The organism is Corynebacterium senegalense (genome assembly GCF_900411315.1).
Taxonomy (GTDB): Bacteria; Actinomycetota; Actinomycetes; order Mycobacteriales; family Mycobacteriaceae; genus Corynebacterium; species Corynebacterium senegalense.
This window is the reverse complement of record NZ_LS990887.1, coordinates 708,847-724,040: the sequence shown is the minus strand read 5'-3', so window position 1 is coordinate 724,040 and position 15,194 is coordinate 708,847. Positions and strand designations below refer to the sequence as shown.

14 protein-coding genes and 2 pseudogenes are annotated in these 15,194 nt (G+C 68.9%); 11 read left to right on the top strand and 5 right to left on the bottom strand.

Annotation, left to right across the window (positions count from 1 at the left end):
* Nucleotides 1-33: 33 nt before the first annotated feature.
* From DYZ02_RS03525 to DYZ02_RS03490, 8 genes are all read left to right on the top strand, one after another.
* Nucleotides 34-1,560, top strand: a complete 1,527-nt coding sequence (locus DYZ02_RS03525) for an SLC13 family permease (RefSeq protein WP_245945621.1) — start codon at nucleotides 34-36, stop codon at nucleotides 1,558-1,560.
* Nucleotides 1,561-1,591: 31 nt separating this feature from the next.
* Nucleotides 1,592-1,954: a DUF2200 domain-containing protein gene (locus tag DYZ02_RS03520; RefSeq protein ID WP_115685004.1), complete on the top strand. Its 363-nt coding sequence runs from the start codon at nucleotides 1,592-1,594 to the stop codon at nucleotides 1,952-1,954.
* Between the two features lie 20 nt (nucleotides 1,955-1,974).
* Entirely contained in the window at nucleotides 1,975-3,102 is a 1,128-nt protein-coding gene (locus tag DYZ02_RS03515) for a YihY/virulence factor BrkB family protein (protein ID WP_115685003.1), read from the top strand.
* Between the two features lie 56 nt (nucleotides 3,103-3,158).
* Nucleotides 3,159-4,046, top strand: coding sequence for an SDR family oxidoreductase (locus tag DYZ02_RS03510; RefSeq protein ID WP_115685002.1), 888 nt, complete (start codon nucleotides 3,159-3,161; stop codon nucleotides 4,044-4,046).
* A gap of 39 nt (nucleotides 4,047-4,085) precedes the next feature.
* Nucleotides 4,086-4,958 carry a patatin-like phospholipase family protein gene (locus DYZ02_RS03505; RefSeq protein ID WP_115685001.1) on the top strand — a complete coding sequence of 291 codons (873 nt, stop codon included), beginning with the start codon at nucleotides 4,086-4,088 and terminating at the stop codon, nucleotides 4,956-4,958.
* A gap of 66 nt (nucleotides 4,959-5,024) precedes the next feature.
* Nucleotides 5,025-6,215, top strand: a complete 1,191-nt coding sequence (locus DYZ02_RS03500) for an acetyl-CoA C-acyltransferase (protein ID WP_115685000.1) — start codon at nucleotides 5,025-5,027, stop codon at nucleotides 6,213-6,215.
* A 1-nt stretch (nucleotide 6,216) separates the two neighbouring features.
* Complete coding sequence (locus DYZ02_RS03495) at nucleotides 6,217-7,266, top strand: enoyl-CoA hydratase/isomerase family protein (protein WP_115684999.1); 1,050 nt, start codon at nucleotides 6,217-6,219, stop codon at nucleotides 7,264-7,266.
* Between the two features lie 36 nt (nucleotides 7,267-7,302).
* Nucleotides 7,303-8,064: an enoyl-CoA hydratase gene (locus DYZ02_RS03490; protein WP_115684998.1), complete on the top strand. Its 762-nt coding sequence runs from the start codon at nucleotides 7,303-7,305 to the stop codon at nucleotides 8,062-8,064.
* Here DYZ02_RS03490 and DYZ02_RS03485 read toward each other — a convergent pair.
* The 3 genes and pseudogenes from DYZ02_RS03485 to DYZ02_RS03475 form a co-directional block, all read right to left on the bottom strand.
* Nucleotides 8,061-8,570, bottom strand: coding sequence for a MarR family winged helix-turn-helix transcriptional regulator (locus tag DYZ02_RS03485; protein WP_181896882.1), 510 nt, complete (start codon nucleotides 8,568-8,570; stop codon nucleotides 8,061-8,063). The two genes, DYZ02_RS03490 and DYZ02_RS03485, sit on opposite strands and share 4 nt — an antisense overlap.
* 17 nt (nucleotides 8,571-8,587) lie before the next feature.
* Nucleotides 8,588-9,617, bottom strand: a pseudogene (locus DYZ02_RS03480) (AMP-binding protein); the annotation flags it as partial.
* 94 nt (nucleotides 9,618-9,711) lie between these two features.
* Nucleotides 9,712-10,284, bottom strand: coding sequence for a TetR/AcrR family transcriptional regulator (locus DYZ02_RS03475; RefSeq protein ID WP_115684997.1), 573 nt, complete (start codon nucleotides 10,282-10,284; stop codon nucleotides 9,712-9,714).
* Nucleotides 10,285-10,379: 95 nt separating this feature from the next.
* Here DYZ02_RS03475 and DYZ02_RS03470 point away from each other — a divergent pair.
* Nucleotides 10,380-10,874, top strand: a pseudogene (locus tag DYZ02_RS03470) (acyl-CoA dehydrogenase family protein); the annotation flags it as partial.
* A gap of 84 nt (nucleotides 10,875-10,958) precedes the next feature.
* The gene (locus DYZ02_RS03460; RefSeq protein ID WP_115684996.1) at nucleotides 10,959-11,720 is read left to right on the top strand and encodes an NAD-binding protein; all 762 of its coding nucleotides are present in this window, start codon (nucleotides 10,959-10,961) and stop codon (nucleotides 11,718-11,720) included.
* A 22-nt stretch (nucleotides 11,721-11,742) separates the two neighbouring features.
* Here the strand turns inward: DYZ02_RS03460 and DYZ02_RS11525 are convergent, their stop codons facing one another.
* Nucleotides 11,743-11,919 (bottom strand): hypothetical protein, encoded by a 177-nt coding sequence (locus tag DYZ02_RS11525; protein WP_245945617.1) that lies wholly within the window; start codon nucleotides 11,917-11,919, stop codon nucleotides 11,743-11,745.
* A gap of 488 nt (nucleotides 11,920-12,407) precedes the next feature.
* Here DYZ02_RS11525 and DYZ02_RS03450 point away from each other — a divergent pair, with 488 nt between their 5' ends.
* The gene (locus DYZ02_RS03450) at nucleotides 12,408-13,502 is read left to right on the top strand and encodes an inositol-3-phosphate synthase (RefSeq protein ID WP_115684995.1); all 1,095 of its coding nucleotides are present in this window, start codon (nucleotides 12,408-12,410) and stop codon (nucleotides 13,500-13,502) included.
* A 4-nt stretch (nucleotides 13,503-13,506) separates the two neighbouring features.
* On the opposite strand, the gene DYZ02_RS03445 is transcribed toward DYZ02_RS03450, so the two are convergent.
* The gene (locus DYZ02_RS03445) at nucleotides 13,507-15,141 is read right to left on the bottom strand and encodes a peptide chain release factor 3 (protein ID WP_115684994.1); all 1,635 of its coding nucleotides are present in this window, start codon (nucleotides 15,139-15,141) and stop codon (nucleotides 13,507-13,509) included.
* Nucleotides 15,142-15,194 lie beyond the last annotated feature (53 nt).

Here is a 15,194-nt window from a genome sequence, read left to right as displayed (position 1 = left end):
AAGTAATACCAATTTCTACTGAGGGAGTATGCCGTGAGCACGGCACTGGACAAGGGGACGACCCCCAACCCGCCCGCGCAGGAGCAGAAGAAAGAACCTGCGAAGGCCCTGACCGCACCCAAACTCATCTCGTTCTTCCTGGCCTTCGCCGCGCTTGCCGCGGTGCTGCTCATCCCGATGGACTCCATCGAGTGGCAGGGGCAGATCGCCCTCGGGATGCTCGCCTTCGCGGTGATCATGTGGGTCTCCGAGGCCGTGAGCTACCCGGTGAGCTCGGTGCTCATCATCGGCCTCATCTCGCTGCTCGTCGGCCTGTCGCCGAACCCGGAGAACCCGGACAAGATCTTCGGCACCGGCAAAGCCCTCGCGCTGGCGCTGAGCGGCTTCTCGACGTCCGCGGTCGCCCTCGTGGCCGCCGCGCTCGCCCTGGCCACGGCCATGCAGGCGACCGGCCTGCACCGCCGCATCGCGCTCTACGTGCTGAAGTTCGCCGGCGAGAAAACCTCGAACATCGTCATCGGCGCGATCGTCATCTCGATCATCCTCGCCTTCTTCGTCCCCTCGGCCACCGCCCGCGCCGGCGCCGTCGTGCCCATCCTCCTCGGCATGGTCGCCGCCTTCGGGCTCGCGGTCGATTCGAAACTCTCGGCCCTGCTCATCATCACCGCCACCCAGGCGGTCTCCGTGTGGAACGTGGGCATCAAGACGGCCGCGGCGCAGAACCTCGTGGCCATCGGCTTCATCGAGGACCAGATGAACACCACCGTCTCCTGGGGCCAGTGGTTCATCTGGGCGGCGCCGTGGTCGGTGCTCATGTCCATCGCGCTGTATTTCATCATGCGCGCCGCCATCAAGCCCGAGGTCGAGGCCATCGAGGGCGGCAGGGAGCTCGTCGAGAAGCAGCTGTCCGAGATGGGGCCGATGACTGGCGCCGAGAAGCGCCTCACCGTCATCGCCGTCGCCCTGCTCGCCTTCTGGGCGACCGAGGGCGTGCTGCACCCGATCGACTCCTCCGTCATCACGCTCGTGGCAGTGGGCATCATGCTGCTGCCGGTCGTCGGCGTGATGGACTGGAAGTACGCGCAGAAGCACATCAACTGGGGCACCCTCATCGTCTTCGCGGTCGGCATCTCGCTCGGCTCCTTCCTGCTCGAGACGGGCGCGGCCTCGTGGCTGTCCGAGCAGACCTTCGGCCTCCTGGGCCTGGCCGGAATGCCGATCCTCGCCACCATCGCGATTGTGTCCCTGTTCAACATCCTGATCCACCTCGGCTTCGCCTCGGCGACCTCACTGGCCTCCGCGCTGATCCCCGTGTTCATTGCCCTGGCCTCCACGCTCGACGTGCCGAACGGCGGCATCGGGTTCGTCATCATCCAGCAGTTCGTCATCTGCTTCGGCTTCCTGCTGCCCATCTCGGCGCCGCAGAACATGCTGGCCTACGGCACGGGCGCGTTCACGACCAAGCAGTTCCTCAAGACGGGCATCCCGCTGACGATCGTGGGCTACCTCCTCGTGCTGCTGCTCTCCGCCACCTACTGGCACTGGATCGGCCTGGTCTAGCCAGCGGTTAAGGTCGGTTAAGGTCGGGGACATGAACGACAAACTCGAGCGGGTCTTCGCCTACCGGTTCGGCGACATCTACGCCAACTACCTCGCTAAGGTCGAGCGGAAGGGCAAGACCAGGGCAGAGCTAGACGACGTCCTGGGCTGGCTCACCGGACACAGCGCGGACGGCCTGCACGCCGCCGCCGAGTCCGGGCAGAACCTGCGCGAGTTCTTCGCCTCCGCCCCGCGCCTCACCCCACACGCTGAGCTCATCACCGGAGTGGTGTGCGGGGTGCGCGTGGAGGAGGTTGCCGACCCCCTGATGCAGAAGATCCGCTGGATGGACAAGGTCGTGGACGAGCTCGCGCGCGGGAAGAAGATCGAGAGCATCAAGCGCTCGCCCCGTTAGGCCCGCGATACGCTGTGAGCATGGACAAGGACGCAGGATCGAGCTCCCGGGCGGAACTCGTCCTGCCCTACGGCGTGCGGCAGGTGGACGTGGTCCCGCCGGCCGGCGCGCTTCCCGACCCCCTGGCCGTGCGCGGCAACCGGCTCAGCGGGCCCGGCTACCGTCTCGTGTTTCGGCGCCTCGTGGCCGACTTCTCCGTCGACGCGATGGTCGACCGCGCCGCCAGCCTGACCTACTACACGGTCCTCGCCCTGGCCCCAGCGATCCTGGCCACCTATTCACTGGTGATCCTCCTCCTCCCGCGCGAAGGCGCCGACGCCCCGCAGCTTCTGCGGGAGCTGGTGGCGCGCTACGTCCCGGAGACCCTGCGCGCCCAGGCCCTCGACCTACTGAACACCATCGTGGGCACGCCCTCGGAAAACACCTGGGCGCTGGCCATCTCGGTGGCCGTCTCCCTCGTCTCGGCCTCCGCCTACGTGCGCTCCTTCTCCCGCAACGCCAACGTGATCTACGGGCGCGTCGAGGGACGCAACTTCGTGGTGACCTGGGTGACGATGTGGCTTGTCACCCTCGTCCTCGAGGCGGGCGCGCTCGTGATCATCCTGGCCCTCGCCCTGCGCGAGTCCCTGGTGGCGGGCGTGCTGGGGAAGGTCGCCGACCCGCTCGGCCTGACGGAGGAGGTGGAGTACCTGACCCGGATTTTCCTTCCGGTGTGGCAGTGGCTCCAGCTGCCTTTTGTCGCCCTGGTCTCGCTCGGCCTGCTGTCGCTTCTCTACCAGGTCACCCCCAACGTCCAGCGCGGCCGCTTCCGACCCGTGACCTGGGGTTCGTTTCTCGCCTTCGCGTGCAGCGCCGTGATCTGGACGGGCTTCAGCTGGTACGTCTCGGCGGTGGGCGTGCGCAGCGCCTACGGGGCGTTCGGCACCGTGCTGACGGTCCTGGTTCTGGTGTGGGTGATGAACGTCGTGCTGCTGCTCGGCGTCAAGATCGACGCGGAGGTCCTGCGCGCGAAGGAGCTGCAGGTGGGCTATGACTCCGAAAGCGTCATCCAGGCCCGACCGAAGTCGGCGGACGCGGCGAAGTTCCGGCTGCAATTGGAGCGGTGGGTCGGCCGGGCGGCCGACGACGTGAAGAATCAGGGCAGGTAATTTTTCTGTACGCTCGGGTGGGCAACGAATTAGCGAATGCTTATAGGAGGTTCACCATGGCCGGACTGACCGACCCCCGCGAAAAGTTCCCCCGCATCTCTCCCCCCGACCAGGTGCAGCAGCACCCCGGTCTGGAGACGAAGGCTGAGCCGGTGCCCGACATCGGGCTCGACTCCTACGTCGGCAGCGGCAAGCTGGAGGGCCGCAAGGCCCTGATTACCGGCGGCGACTCCGGCATCGGCGCCGCCGTGGCTGTCGCCTACGCCCGTGAGGGCGCGGACGTGGCCATCGCCTACCTGCCGGAGGAACAGGAGGACGCGGACCGCGTGCTCAAGGCGATCAAGGAGGCCGGGCGCAAGGCCGTGGCCATCCCCGGTGACCTGCGCGAGCTCCAGGCGTGCGAGGACACCGTCGCCAAGGCAGTCGCCGAGCTCGGCGGGCTGGACATCCTAGTCAACAACGCCTCGCGCCAGATCTACCACGACGACATCCTGGAGATCAGCGACGAGGACTTCGACGCCACCATGAAGTCCAACGTTTACTCATCGTTCCGCGTGACCAAGGAGGCCGTCAAGCACATGCCGGCCGGTTCCTCGATCATCTTCACCTCGTCCATCCAGGCCTACGACCCTTCGGACACCCTGCTTGACTACGCGATGACGAAGGCGGCGATGAACAACTTCGCCAAGGGCCTGTCCATGGGGCTGCTGAGCACGCGCGGGATCCGCGTCAACGCCGTCGCCCCCGGGCCGATCTGGACGGTCCTGCAGCCGAGCCACGGCCAGCCGCCGGAGAAGGTGCAGAAATTCGGCCAGGGCTCCGAGATGGGACGCGCCGGCCAACCCGCCGAGCTCACGGGTGCCTACGTCTACCTCGCCTCGGAGGACTCCTCCTACGTGTCGGGCTCCACGCTGTCCGTCACCGGCGGCGCCCTGACGCCGTAGCCGGGCGCGCGGGCGCGGGCGGCGGTAGCATCTGGTGCCATGATTGATGCCCGCGACACTGCACTGATCTTCGAGGGCGGCGGGATGCGGAACTCGTACACCGCCCCGTGCGTCGTCAAGCTGATCGAGGAGGAGGTGCGCTTCGGGTGGGTCGGCGGGGTTTCGGCCGGGTCGAGCCACACCGTCAACTACCTCTCGGGCGACGCGTGGCGGGCAAAGGAGAGCTTCGTCGACTTCGCCAACAACCCCAGTTTCGGCGGGGTCTCCTCGCTGCTGCGGGGCACCGGTTACTTCAACGCGGAGTTCATCTACGAGCTCTCCTCCGACGGGGACCTGCCCTTCGACTACGACGCCTTCGAAGCGAACCCGGCCGAGATGAACATCGCCGCCACGCGGGCGGACACGGGCGAGTCGGTTTACTTCACCCGCGCCGACATCCGCGAGCGCGCGGACATGAACTCTTTCGTCCGGGCCTCCTCGACCCTGCCGCTCATCATGCCGACACGGCTTATCGACGGCATTCCCTACGTCGACGGTGCCCTCGGCGAATCCGGCGGCATCTCAATCCAGCAGGCCGAGGACGCGGGGTACGAGAAGTTCCTCTTCGTCGGCACGAAGCCGCGCGACTACGTCCGCCCGCAGGTCACGCGGACATCGGTCGTGCGAAGCGTTCTGCGCCGCACCCCGGCCGTGGCGGAGGCCCTCATCGGCCGCCCCGACCGCTACAACGCCTCCAAGCAGCGGCTCCTGGAACTGGAGAGGCAGGGCAGGGCCCAGCTGTTTTTCCCGGATGACATGCAGGTCAGCTCCACCGAGCGGAAGGTGGAGAAGCTGCGGTCCAACTACGCCTCCGGTCAGCGCCAGATGGGGCGGGAGTGGCCGGCGTGGCGGGAGTTCCTCGGCGCCGCCTGAGTGGTGGCGCGGGCTCCGCGCCGACGGTACGATCTAAATAAATGTCGTACAGCGAAAGGATTTCGTATGGCCGGCAAAGCTGCCGACGACGTCGTGATCGTGGGGGCCGCGCGCACCCCCTTTGGCAAATTACTCGGGGGACTCGCTTCGCTCCCCGCCACGGAGCTGGGCAGTCACGCCATCCGCGGGGCCCTGCGCCAGGCGGGGGTCGACGGCGGGGCCGTCGATGCCGTCATCCTCGGGCAGGTCCTCCAGGCGGGCGCGGGGCAGAACCCCGCCAAGCAGGCGGCCCTCGGCGCGGGCGTTTCCCCGGCCGCGCACACCTCGACCGTGAATAAGGTGTGCCTCTCCGGGCTCACCGCCGTCATCGACTCCGCCCGCCTCATCCGCTCCGGCGAGGCGCGCGTGGTGGTGGCGGGCGGCATGGAATCCATGACCAACGCGCCGCACCTGCTGCCGCGCTCGCGCGCGGGGGTGAAGTACGGCGCCTTCGAGGCCCTCGACCACATTGAGCACGACGGGCTGCGCGCCGCGGACCTCGGCATCTCCATGGGCCTGCTCACCGAGGAATACGCCGAGCATTATCCGGCGACCCGGGAGGAGCAGGACCTAGCCGCGGCTCTATCCCACCAGCGCGCACTCTCCGCCACCGAGGCCGGGGTCTTCGCCCCCGAGCTCGTCCCCGTCACCGTGCCCACCCGCAGGGGCGAGGTCACGGTCGAAGCGGATGAGGGGATCCGGCAGGGGGTGACGGAGGAGAGCCTGTCCGGGCTGCGCCCGGCCTTCGATAAAGAGGGCACCATCACCGCGGGCAACTCCTCGCCCATCACCGACGGCGCGGCCGCGGTCGTGCTCACCACCCGCGCCCACGCCGAGGAACTGGGGTGGCGCGTCCTGGCCACCCTGCGCGCCCCCGGGCAGGTCGCCGGGCCGGACGCCTCCCTGCAGGCGCAGCCCGCCAACGCCCTTCAGTCCGCCCTCGAGCGGCAGGGGTGGGGCATCGGCGAGCTCGACCACATCGAGATCAACGAGGCCTTCGCCTCGGTCGTCGTCCACGCCGCCCGCCAGCTAGGGATCAGCCCCGACGACGTCAACCCCCACGGCGGGGCCATCGCCATGGGCCACCCGATCGGCGCCTCTGGCGCCCGGCTCGTCGTCCACGCCGCGCACCAGCTCGCGGCGGGCCAGGCAGCCAGGGCCGGGGTCGCCCTCTGCGGCGGCGGCGGGCAGGGCGAAGCACTACTTCTGGAGGCATAGAATGTGCACCGACACCAGCACCACCGTTCTCAGCGAGACCAACGGCCGCGCCGGCGTGATCACCCTGAACCGGCCGAAGGCCATGAACGCGCTCAACCTGGACATGATTCGGCAGATGCGCCGCGTCCTCGACGACTGGGCGGGTGACGACACCGTCGACCTCGTCATTGTCCGCGGCGCGGGCGAGCGCGGCCTGTGCGCCGGCGGCGACATCGCCACCCTCTACCGCGACGCGCTCGAGGGCGGCGGGGAGGGTGCGACCTTCTGGAAGGAAGAGTACGAGCTCAACCACGCCATCTCCACCTACCCGAAGCCCTACGTGCCGCTCATGACCGGGATCGTTCTCGGCGGCGGCATCGGCATCTCCGCCCACGGCTCGCACCGCGTGGTCACCGACGACTCGCGCATCGGCATGCCGGAGGTCGGCATCGGCTACTCGCCCGACGCCGGTGGGTCCCACCTGTTGTCCCGGGCTCCCGAGGGGCTCGGCCGCCACCTCGCCTACACCGCCCTGCACGTCGGGGCCGCGGAGGCCATCGACACCGGCTTCGCCGACGTCTACGTGCCGCAGGAGCGGCTCGGGGCGCTCGTCGAAAAGCTCTGCGAGACCGGCGACGCGGAAGCTGTCCGCGAGTTCGCGCGCGAGACCGGGCCGGGCTTCGGCGCCGACCGCCCCGAGATGGCCGAGGTCTACTCCGCGGCCGACGCCTCCGAGGTCCTCGCCCGGCTCGAGGCCAGCGACAGCGAGTGGGCGGCGAAGGCGGCGAAGGCGATGCGGCGCAACTCGCCGCTGGGCATCCGCGTCACCGAGGAGTCGCTGAACCGCAACCTCGTGCTCGACCTCGCCGGCACACTGACCCAGGAGTTCTGGATGTCGCTGAACATGCAGCGCCACCCCGAGTTTGCCGAGGGCATCCGCGCCCAGATCATCGACAAGGACCGCAACCCGAGCTGGGAGTACGCATCGCTTGACGACGTCCCCGCCGACGTCGTCTCCGCCGTCTTCGAGCCCGTCGACGGCGCCGTGGCCCCGTCGTTCGGCAACGCCTGAACCACACCTCCCACCCACCGAGAGAAAGGACACCCCATGATCCTCACCGAAACCCGCGGCCGTGTCGGCCTCATTACCCTGAACCGCCCCGAGGCCCTCAACGCCCTGAACAAGCAGACGATGGAGGAGGTGACCGCCGCCGTTACCGAGTTCGACCGCGACGAGGCCATCGGTGCGATCGTGCTCACCGGCTCGGAGAAGGCTTTCGCCGCCGGCGCCGACATCAAGGAGATGGCGCCGAAGGGCGCGACCGACATGTACGTCTCCGATTGGTTCGCCGGCTGGGACGAGCTGACCCGGGCGCGCACCCCGCTCATCGCCGCCGTGAACGGCTACGCCCTCGGCGGCGGCTGCGAGCTGGCCATGATGTGCGACTTCATCATCGCCGGCGACGGCGCGAAGTTCGGCCAGCCGGAGGTCAACCTCGGCATCACCCCGGGCATGGGCGGTTCGCAGCGCCTCACCCGCGCGGTGGGCAAGGCCAAGGCGATGGAGATGTGCCTCACCGGGCGCATGATGGACGCCGAGGAGGCCGAGCGCTCCGGCCTCGTCGCGCGCGTCGTTCCCGCCGGGGAGCTGCTCGACTCCGCCCTGGACACCGCGGCGACGATCGCGGCGAAGTCGCTGGTGGCCACCACCATGATCAAGGAGCAGATCAACGCGGTGGGCGAGACCTCCCTCTCGCAGGGCCTGCTCTTCGAGCGCCGCACCTTCCACTCCATCTTCGCCTCCGCCGACCAGAAGGAGGGCATGGCGGCGTTCGTGGAGAAGCGCGACCCGGAGTTCACGCACTCCTAGCAGGGCAGCTCCTCGACGTACTCGCCGGCAGCCCGGCGCAGCGCGGCGGTTGCCCCGGCGATGCCGTCGTGCTGCTCCGGGGTGAGCTCGATGCCCTCGAAGTAGGAGCTCAGCGCGGGCCCGGCCGCCGAGGCCAGGGCAATGCCCTGGTCGGTGATGGAAACGAGCGTCGAGCGCCGGTCGCGCTGGGACGCCACCCGGGCCACGAGCCCCTCGCCCTCGAGGCGGCGCACCGTGTGCGTCAGCGAGGCGGGCGGGACGTGCAGGCGGGAGCTGATCTTGGACATCGGCAGGCCGCCGGAGCGGGTCCACATGAGCAGGGTGAGCAGCTCGAACTGCGCGAACGTGATGCTGAACGGGGCGAGCGCCTGCTCCGCCCCGGCGCGCAGGAGGTGGGCGGCGCGGTCGAGGGAGGACACTGTGAACATGCCCCGGGCGGCCTCCCCGGAGTAGCGCTCGGCCCACAGGCGGCGGGCCTCGGCGAGGCTGTCGATGTTGATCGGCATGCCCGAATCCTAGCCGCTCAGCCCTTCAGGTCGGGAAAGTCCGTGTCGGCGTACTCGGTTGAGGCGCTGGTCTGTCCGCCGTCGGCCGCGTGGATCTCGTTTTCCCGCTTGCGCAGCTCGACGCGGCGGATCTTGCCGGAGATGGTTCTGGGCAGCTCGTAGAACTCGGGCCTGCGGATGCGCTTGTAGGCCGCCAGGCCGTCGCGGCAGTGCCGGAGGATGGACTCGGCAACCTCGGCGGTGGGCTCGTGCCCGGGGGCGAGGGCGACGTAGGCCTTGGGCACCGCCAGGCGGATCGGGTCGGGGGAGGGGACGACGGCGACTTCGGCGACGGCGGCGTGTTCGATCACCACGGACTCCAGCTCGAAGGGGGGAGAGCCGGTAGTCGGAGGCCTTGAACACGTCGTCGGCGCGGCCGATGTAGAAGATGTAGCCGTCTTCGTCGCGCTCGGCGATCTCGTCGGTGGCGGGGTCGATGAGCGCGACCTCACAGCCGGGAAGCGGCCGGCCCATCGAGCCCGGCTTGACCTTCTGGCCGGGGGTGTTGGCGATCTGCAGGGTGGTCTCCGTCTGACCGAAGCCGTCGCGCACGGAGGTGTTCCAGGCGCGCTCGATGGTGGCGATCAGCTCGGGGTTGAGCGGTTCGCCCGCGGCGACGAGCTTTGTGGGCGGGTTCTTCATCCGGGTCAGATCGGCCTGGATGAGCATGCGCCAGACCGTGGGCGGGGCGCAGAAGCTGGTCACGCCCTCCGCCTCCATAGTGTCCATGAGCCCGACCGCGTCGAAGCGGGAGTAGTTGTAGCAGAACACGGTCGCCCCGGCGATCCAGGGCGCGAAGATGTTCGACCACGCGTGCTTGGCCCACCCCGGGGCCGCGACGTTGAGGTGGACGTCTCCGAGCGCGAGCCCGATCCAGTACATCGTGGTGAGGTGGCCGACGGGGTAGGACGTGTGCGTGTGATCGACGAGCTTGGCTTTCGACGTCGTGCCCGATGTGAAGTAGAGCAGCAGCGACTCGTCCGCCCGCGTCGGCTGGGTGGGGGTGTACTCGGCGGGCCGGGGCGTGGCGCGTGTTTCACCTGACTGTAGTTCGACTTCGAAGTAATAACCAGAGACAGGGAAAACGTTTTTGCGCAAGAAACTACATGGGGGTGCGGGAGATGCCTCGCAGCAGGAGTTGACCGAGCTCGCGGTAGGCGTCGGCGGGGGCGATGGTGCCGGCGTATTCGCCGCGCTGGATGTCGCGCATGGTGTGGTAGATCAGGCGGGAGAGGAAGGCCGTGGACCCGGCGGAAAACTCGCCCGAGGCCACGCCGCGCTCGAGCAGCGCCCGCACGTTTTCCGTCGCCGCCGCCGTGTTCACGGAGTAGACCTCCTGGGCGACGGGCTCCGCGGCGAGGTCGCGCATGAACGCTGGGCTGGCCGGGGCGAGGGCGCTGGTCATCGCGCTGAAGTACGTCTCCAGGGCGGCGGCGGCCGTCAGGCCGGGGCGGTCCTGGATCGCCGTGCGGCGCGCGATCTCCCGGAAGTAGCTCACCAGGACGCGGCGGATGATCGCGTCGCGGGTGCGCCCGAGGGCGTAGATCGTGGATTTCGAGCAGCGGTAGCGCTTCGCGGCCGCGTCGATGGTGAAGGATTCGAAGCCCTCGGCGAGGAAGTCGGTCAGCAGCGCGTTGAACAGTTCGCGCTGGCGCGGGGTGAGGGGGTGGGTCACGGCTTGAGGCTGCGGAGGATCTACCGGGTGTAGATCCCGGGGGCGGCGGGTCCTTATAAAAAAAAAAGAACTACAACAACGGGCACAGCGAGCGNCCGCACGACAACGCCCTGCCGGGGGCCCAGTCCTTCGCCAACGTCAACGATTTCCTCTGCACCTCGCGCGCGTGGGTCGGCTGGCAGGGGGCGGGCGTGCAGCTCGGGATCTTCGACAAGGCCCGCGAGTACGCGGTGACGCGCGAGCAGTTCGGCCGGCCGATCGCCAAGTTCCAGCTGGTGCAGGAGCAGCTCGTGCGCATCCTCGGCAACGCGACGGCCTCGCTGTCGCTCATGGCGCAGGTAGCGCAGGTGCACGAGGACGGCGGGCTGGAAATGCCCTTCGCCGCGCTGGCGAAGGCGACGACGACCCGGCTGGCCCGCGAATCGGCCGCAGCCGGGCGCGCCATCGGCGGCGGCAACGGGATCCTCACCGAGTACGGGCTGTCCAAGATGATGGCCGACGCCGAGGTGCTGTTCACCTACGAGGGCACCTACGACATCAACTCGCTCATCGTCGGCCGCGCCGTCACCGGCGTCTCCGCCTTCGTCTGAGCACCTCAGCCGTAGGCCGGCAGGCCCCAGTAGGGGAAGACGGCCCGTGAGGTCTTCACGAGCGCGGCGTGCGGGTGCGTCGCCATGACCCGGTCGGGGTCGAACTCCGTGATGGCCGAGGACGCCGCTGCCGGCGCGGAGGTCGTGTTCACCAGCCTGCCCAACGGCGGTCTGGTCACGCAGGTCCTCGACTCGCTTCTCGACGCCCACCCTCAGCCGCGCCTCTACATCGACGTCTCCACCGTCTCGGTGGCCGAGGCGCGCGAGTTGGCGTCGACAGTCCGCGGCGCCGGGTCCCGCTTCCTCGATGCCCCCGTCTCCGGCGGGATCGCGGGCGCGGCCGCGGGCACCCTGGCCTTCATGGTCGGGGGCGTGAACGAGGACGTGGAGGAGGCGCGGCCGCTGCTGGAGGTGATGGGGAAGTCGGTCACCCACTGCGGGGACACCGGCAACGGCCAGGCGGTCAAGGCCTGCAACAACATGATCCTGGCGGTACACCAGATCGTGCTCGCCGAGGCGATGGTGCTCGACGAGCGGCTCTGCCTCGAGCCTCAGGCGTTTTTCGACGTAGTCTCCAACGCCACCGGCAACTCCTGGGCGCTGTCCGTCAACGCCCCGGTGCCGGGACTGGTCGAGGGCTCCCCGGCGAACCACGACTTCGCGCCGGGCTTCGCGGCGGCGCTCATGCTCAAGGATCTGAAGTTGGCCATGCAGGCGGCGGAGGAGACCGCCACCGGCACGGTGCTGGGCCGGATCGCGGCCGAGCAGTACGCGGACTTCGTCGACGAGGGCCACGGCGGGCAGGACTTCTCCGCCATCATCAACGAGGTCAGGGCGAAGCGCTGAGCTCCTGGCCCCCGTCGAGGATCTACTGCAGCAGCGGGGCGTAGTAGTCGATCAGCGTCTCGGTGCGGAACCCCGCGAAGTCGGTGTCACCGAAGCGGCGCATAAACGACAGCTCCATGAGCAGCGCGAGGGCTGACTGCGCGCGCAGTTCGGGGGAGGGGGTGCCGTGCGGGGCTTTCTCGCGGATCCGCCCCGCCAAAACGCGCAGGAGGTCGGACTTGATCCTCCGGCGATGGCGTTCAGGCCGCCCTCGTCGCCCTTCGCCACCGAGATGGCCCGGGCCATGGAGTAGGGGGCGTTGTGCGGGGCGGTGAGCGTTTCCACCACGGCGGTGCGGCCGAGGTCGGCGAAGGGGCCGGCGAACAGCGCCGCGGAGGACGTCGTGAAGTCCACCGTCGCCTCGAACAGGCCGTCCTTGCTGCCGAAGTGCTTGACCACCAGGGCCACCGAGACCCCGCCGGGCGCCCGAGGCCGGAACGTGAGGGCGGCGCACTTGAGGGCGCAAGTGTGGCGATCATCACATGCCGGAAGGTTCGCGCAGCCCTGAACCGAAATCGCCCGCTGACCTTGATCGATACAGCCGCCGCGCCAACTTCCGAATGCCCCGGCAAGGTGCCAGAGTGAACTCGCGCCGGGGCCGGTCGCACCGACCGGCCCGCACGGGACGCTAAGGAGAAGCGCGCGAACATGGGAAGCAAGAAAGTACGGGTCGCCATCGCGGGCGTCGGCAACTGCGCCACCTCGCTCATCCAGGGCGTGGATTACTACAAGAACACCCCGGCCGAGGAGAAGGTTCCGGGCCTGATGCACGTCCAGCTCGGTGACTACCACGTCGGTGACGTCGAGTTCGTCGCCGCCTTCGACGTCGACGCCGACAAGGTGGGCAAGGACCTCGCCGAGGCCACCGAGTCCGGGATGAACTGCACCATCAAGATCACCGACGTGCCGCACCTGGGTGTGCGGGTGCAGCGCGGCCCGACCTACGACGGCCTCGGCGAGCACTACCTTGCCACCATCGAGGAGTCCGCCGAGCAGCCCGTCGACGTCGCGCAGTCGCTTCGCGACGCCAAGGCCGACGTCCTCGTCTCCTACCTGCCCGTGGGCTCGGAGGAGGCCGACAAGTTCTATGCTCAGGCCGCCATCGACGCCGGCTGCGCCTTCGTCAACGCCCTGCCGGTGTTCATCGCCTCTGACCCGGAGTGGGCCCAAAAGTTCACCGACGCCGGGCTGCCGATCATCGGCGACGACATCAAGAGCCAGGTGGGCGCGACCATCACCCACCGCGTGCTGGCCAAGCTCTTCGAGGACCGGGGCGTGCGCCTCGACCGCACGATGCAGCTCAACGTGGGCGGCAACATGGACTTCAAGAACATGCTGGACCGCAGCCGCCTCGAGTCGAAGAAGATCTCCAAAACCCAGGCCGTGACCTCGAACCTGAAGGAGGGGCCGATCGCCGGGAAAGTGGAGGACCGAAACGTCCACATCGGGCCCTCGGACTACGTCCAGTGGCTCGACGACCGCAAGTGGGCCTACGTCCGCCTCGAGGGCACCGCCTTCGGCGACGTGCCGCTGAGCCTCGAGTACAAGCTGGAGGTGTGGGACTCCCCGAACTCGGCGGGCGTGATCATCGACGCGATCCGCGTGGCCAAGATCGCCCTCGACCGCGGCCTCGCCGGCCCGGTCAACCCGGCGTCCTCCTACCTGATGAAGTCCCCGCCGGTGCAGCTCGGCGACGAGGAGGCCCGCGCCGACCTCGAGGCCTTCATCGCCGGGGAAGCCTGAAAAACTAGTCCGCGACGAGGGGCTCCATGGTCAGGTTGGGGTGCTCCTTCTCGATGAACGCGAGCTTCCACTTGTCGCCGAACAGCGCGATGAGCTCGCCGTCGGAGCGGGTGAAGATCTCCACCCCGCGCTGGCGGCCCAGCTCGGGCGCGGACTCGGTGTCGGTGCGCCGGGCCACGGAATAGGGCACCGGCTCGGTGACGGTCTCCACGTTGTACTCGTTTTCCATGCGCGCCTGCATGACCTCGAACTGCATCGGGCCGACCGCCGCCATGACGGGGGCGGCGTCGCCGCGCAGGTCGTTGCGCAGGATCTGCACGACGCCCTCGGCGTCGAGCTGGTCGAGCGCCTTGCGGAACTGCTTGTACTTGCCCAGCGACTTCGCCCGCAGGGTGCGGAAGTGCTCGGGGGCGAACTGGGGCATGGGCGGGAACTGCACCTTGCGGCCGGCGTAGATGGTGTCGCCGGGGGCCAGGGAGCCCGCGTTGACCAGGCCGATGATGTCGCCGGGGAAGGCCGTCTCGACGGTGTCGCGGGTGCGGCCGAACACGGTCAGCGCGTACTTGGTGGAGAAGCTGCGGCCCGACTGCGCGTGGGTGACCTGCATGCCGCGGTCGAACTCACCGGAGACCACGCGCATGAAGGCGAGGGTGTCGCGGTGGTTCTTGTCCATGCCGGCCTGGACCTTGAAGACGACGCCCGAGAAGTCGTCGTCAAGCTGCCGCGCGGCATCCATCGCGCTTGTCGACGCCTCCACCGCCGCCGGGTCCGATTCGCGGCCCGCCGGTGCCGGGGCGATGGCGCACAGGGTGTCGAGGATCTGGTGGACGCCGAAGTTGAGCATGGCGGAGGCGAAAATGACCGGGGAGGTCACGCACTGCTCGAAGAGCTCCTGGTTGTGCACGGCGCCGTCGGCGGCGAGCAGCTCGGCCTCCTCGACGGCGGTCTCCCAGGCGTCCTCCTCCCGGGCGAGGGCGTCGGCGGGGGAGTAGTGCTCCTCCGGGGCGATGGTGGAGCCGCCGGCGGTGCGGATGAAGCGGATGTAGGTGTCGGCCTCACCCTCGGAGTCGATGTGGGCCAGGCCGCGGAAGTCGCCGGCCTCGCCGACGGGCCAGTAGAGGGGGGTGGGCTGGAGGTCGATCTCGGTGACGATCTCGTCGACGAGCTCGAGCGGCTCGCGGCCGACGCGGTCCCACTTGTTGATGACGGTGACGATCGGCAGGCCGCGCGCCTTGCACACCCGGAAGAGCTTGAGGGTCTGGGGCTCGAGGCCCTTCGCGGCGTCGATGAGCATGATGGCGGCGTCGACGGCGGAGAGCACGCGGTAGGTGTCCTCCGAGAAGTCGGCGTGGCCGGGGGTGTCGACGAGGTTGATCACGTAGGGCTCGGCGGCCTCGGAATCCTCGGGGAGGTACTCGAACTGGAGGGCTGAGGAGGCGATCGAGATTCCGCGGTCCTTCTCCATCTCCATCCAGTCGGAGACGGTGGCCTTGCGGTTGCCCTTGCCGTGGACCGCGCCCGCCTCGGAGATGACGTGGGCGTGCAGGGCCAGCGCCTCCGTCAGGGTCGACTTACCGGCGTCGGGGTGGGCGATGACGGCGAAGGTGCGGCGGCGGGTGGCCTCGGAAAGGGTGCTCATAGGGTGTACAGCCTAGTCGCGTGACCGGCTCAATATGAATCGCGTGGCGGTTG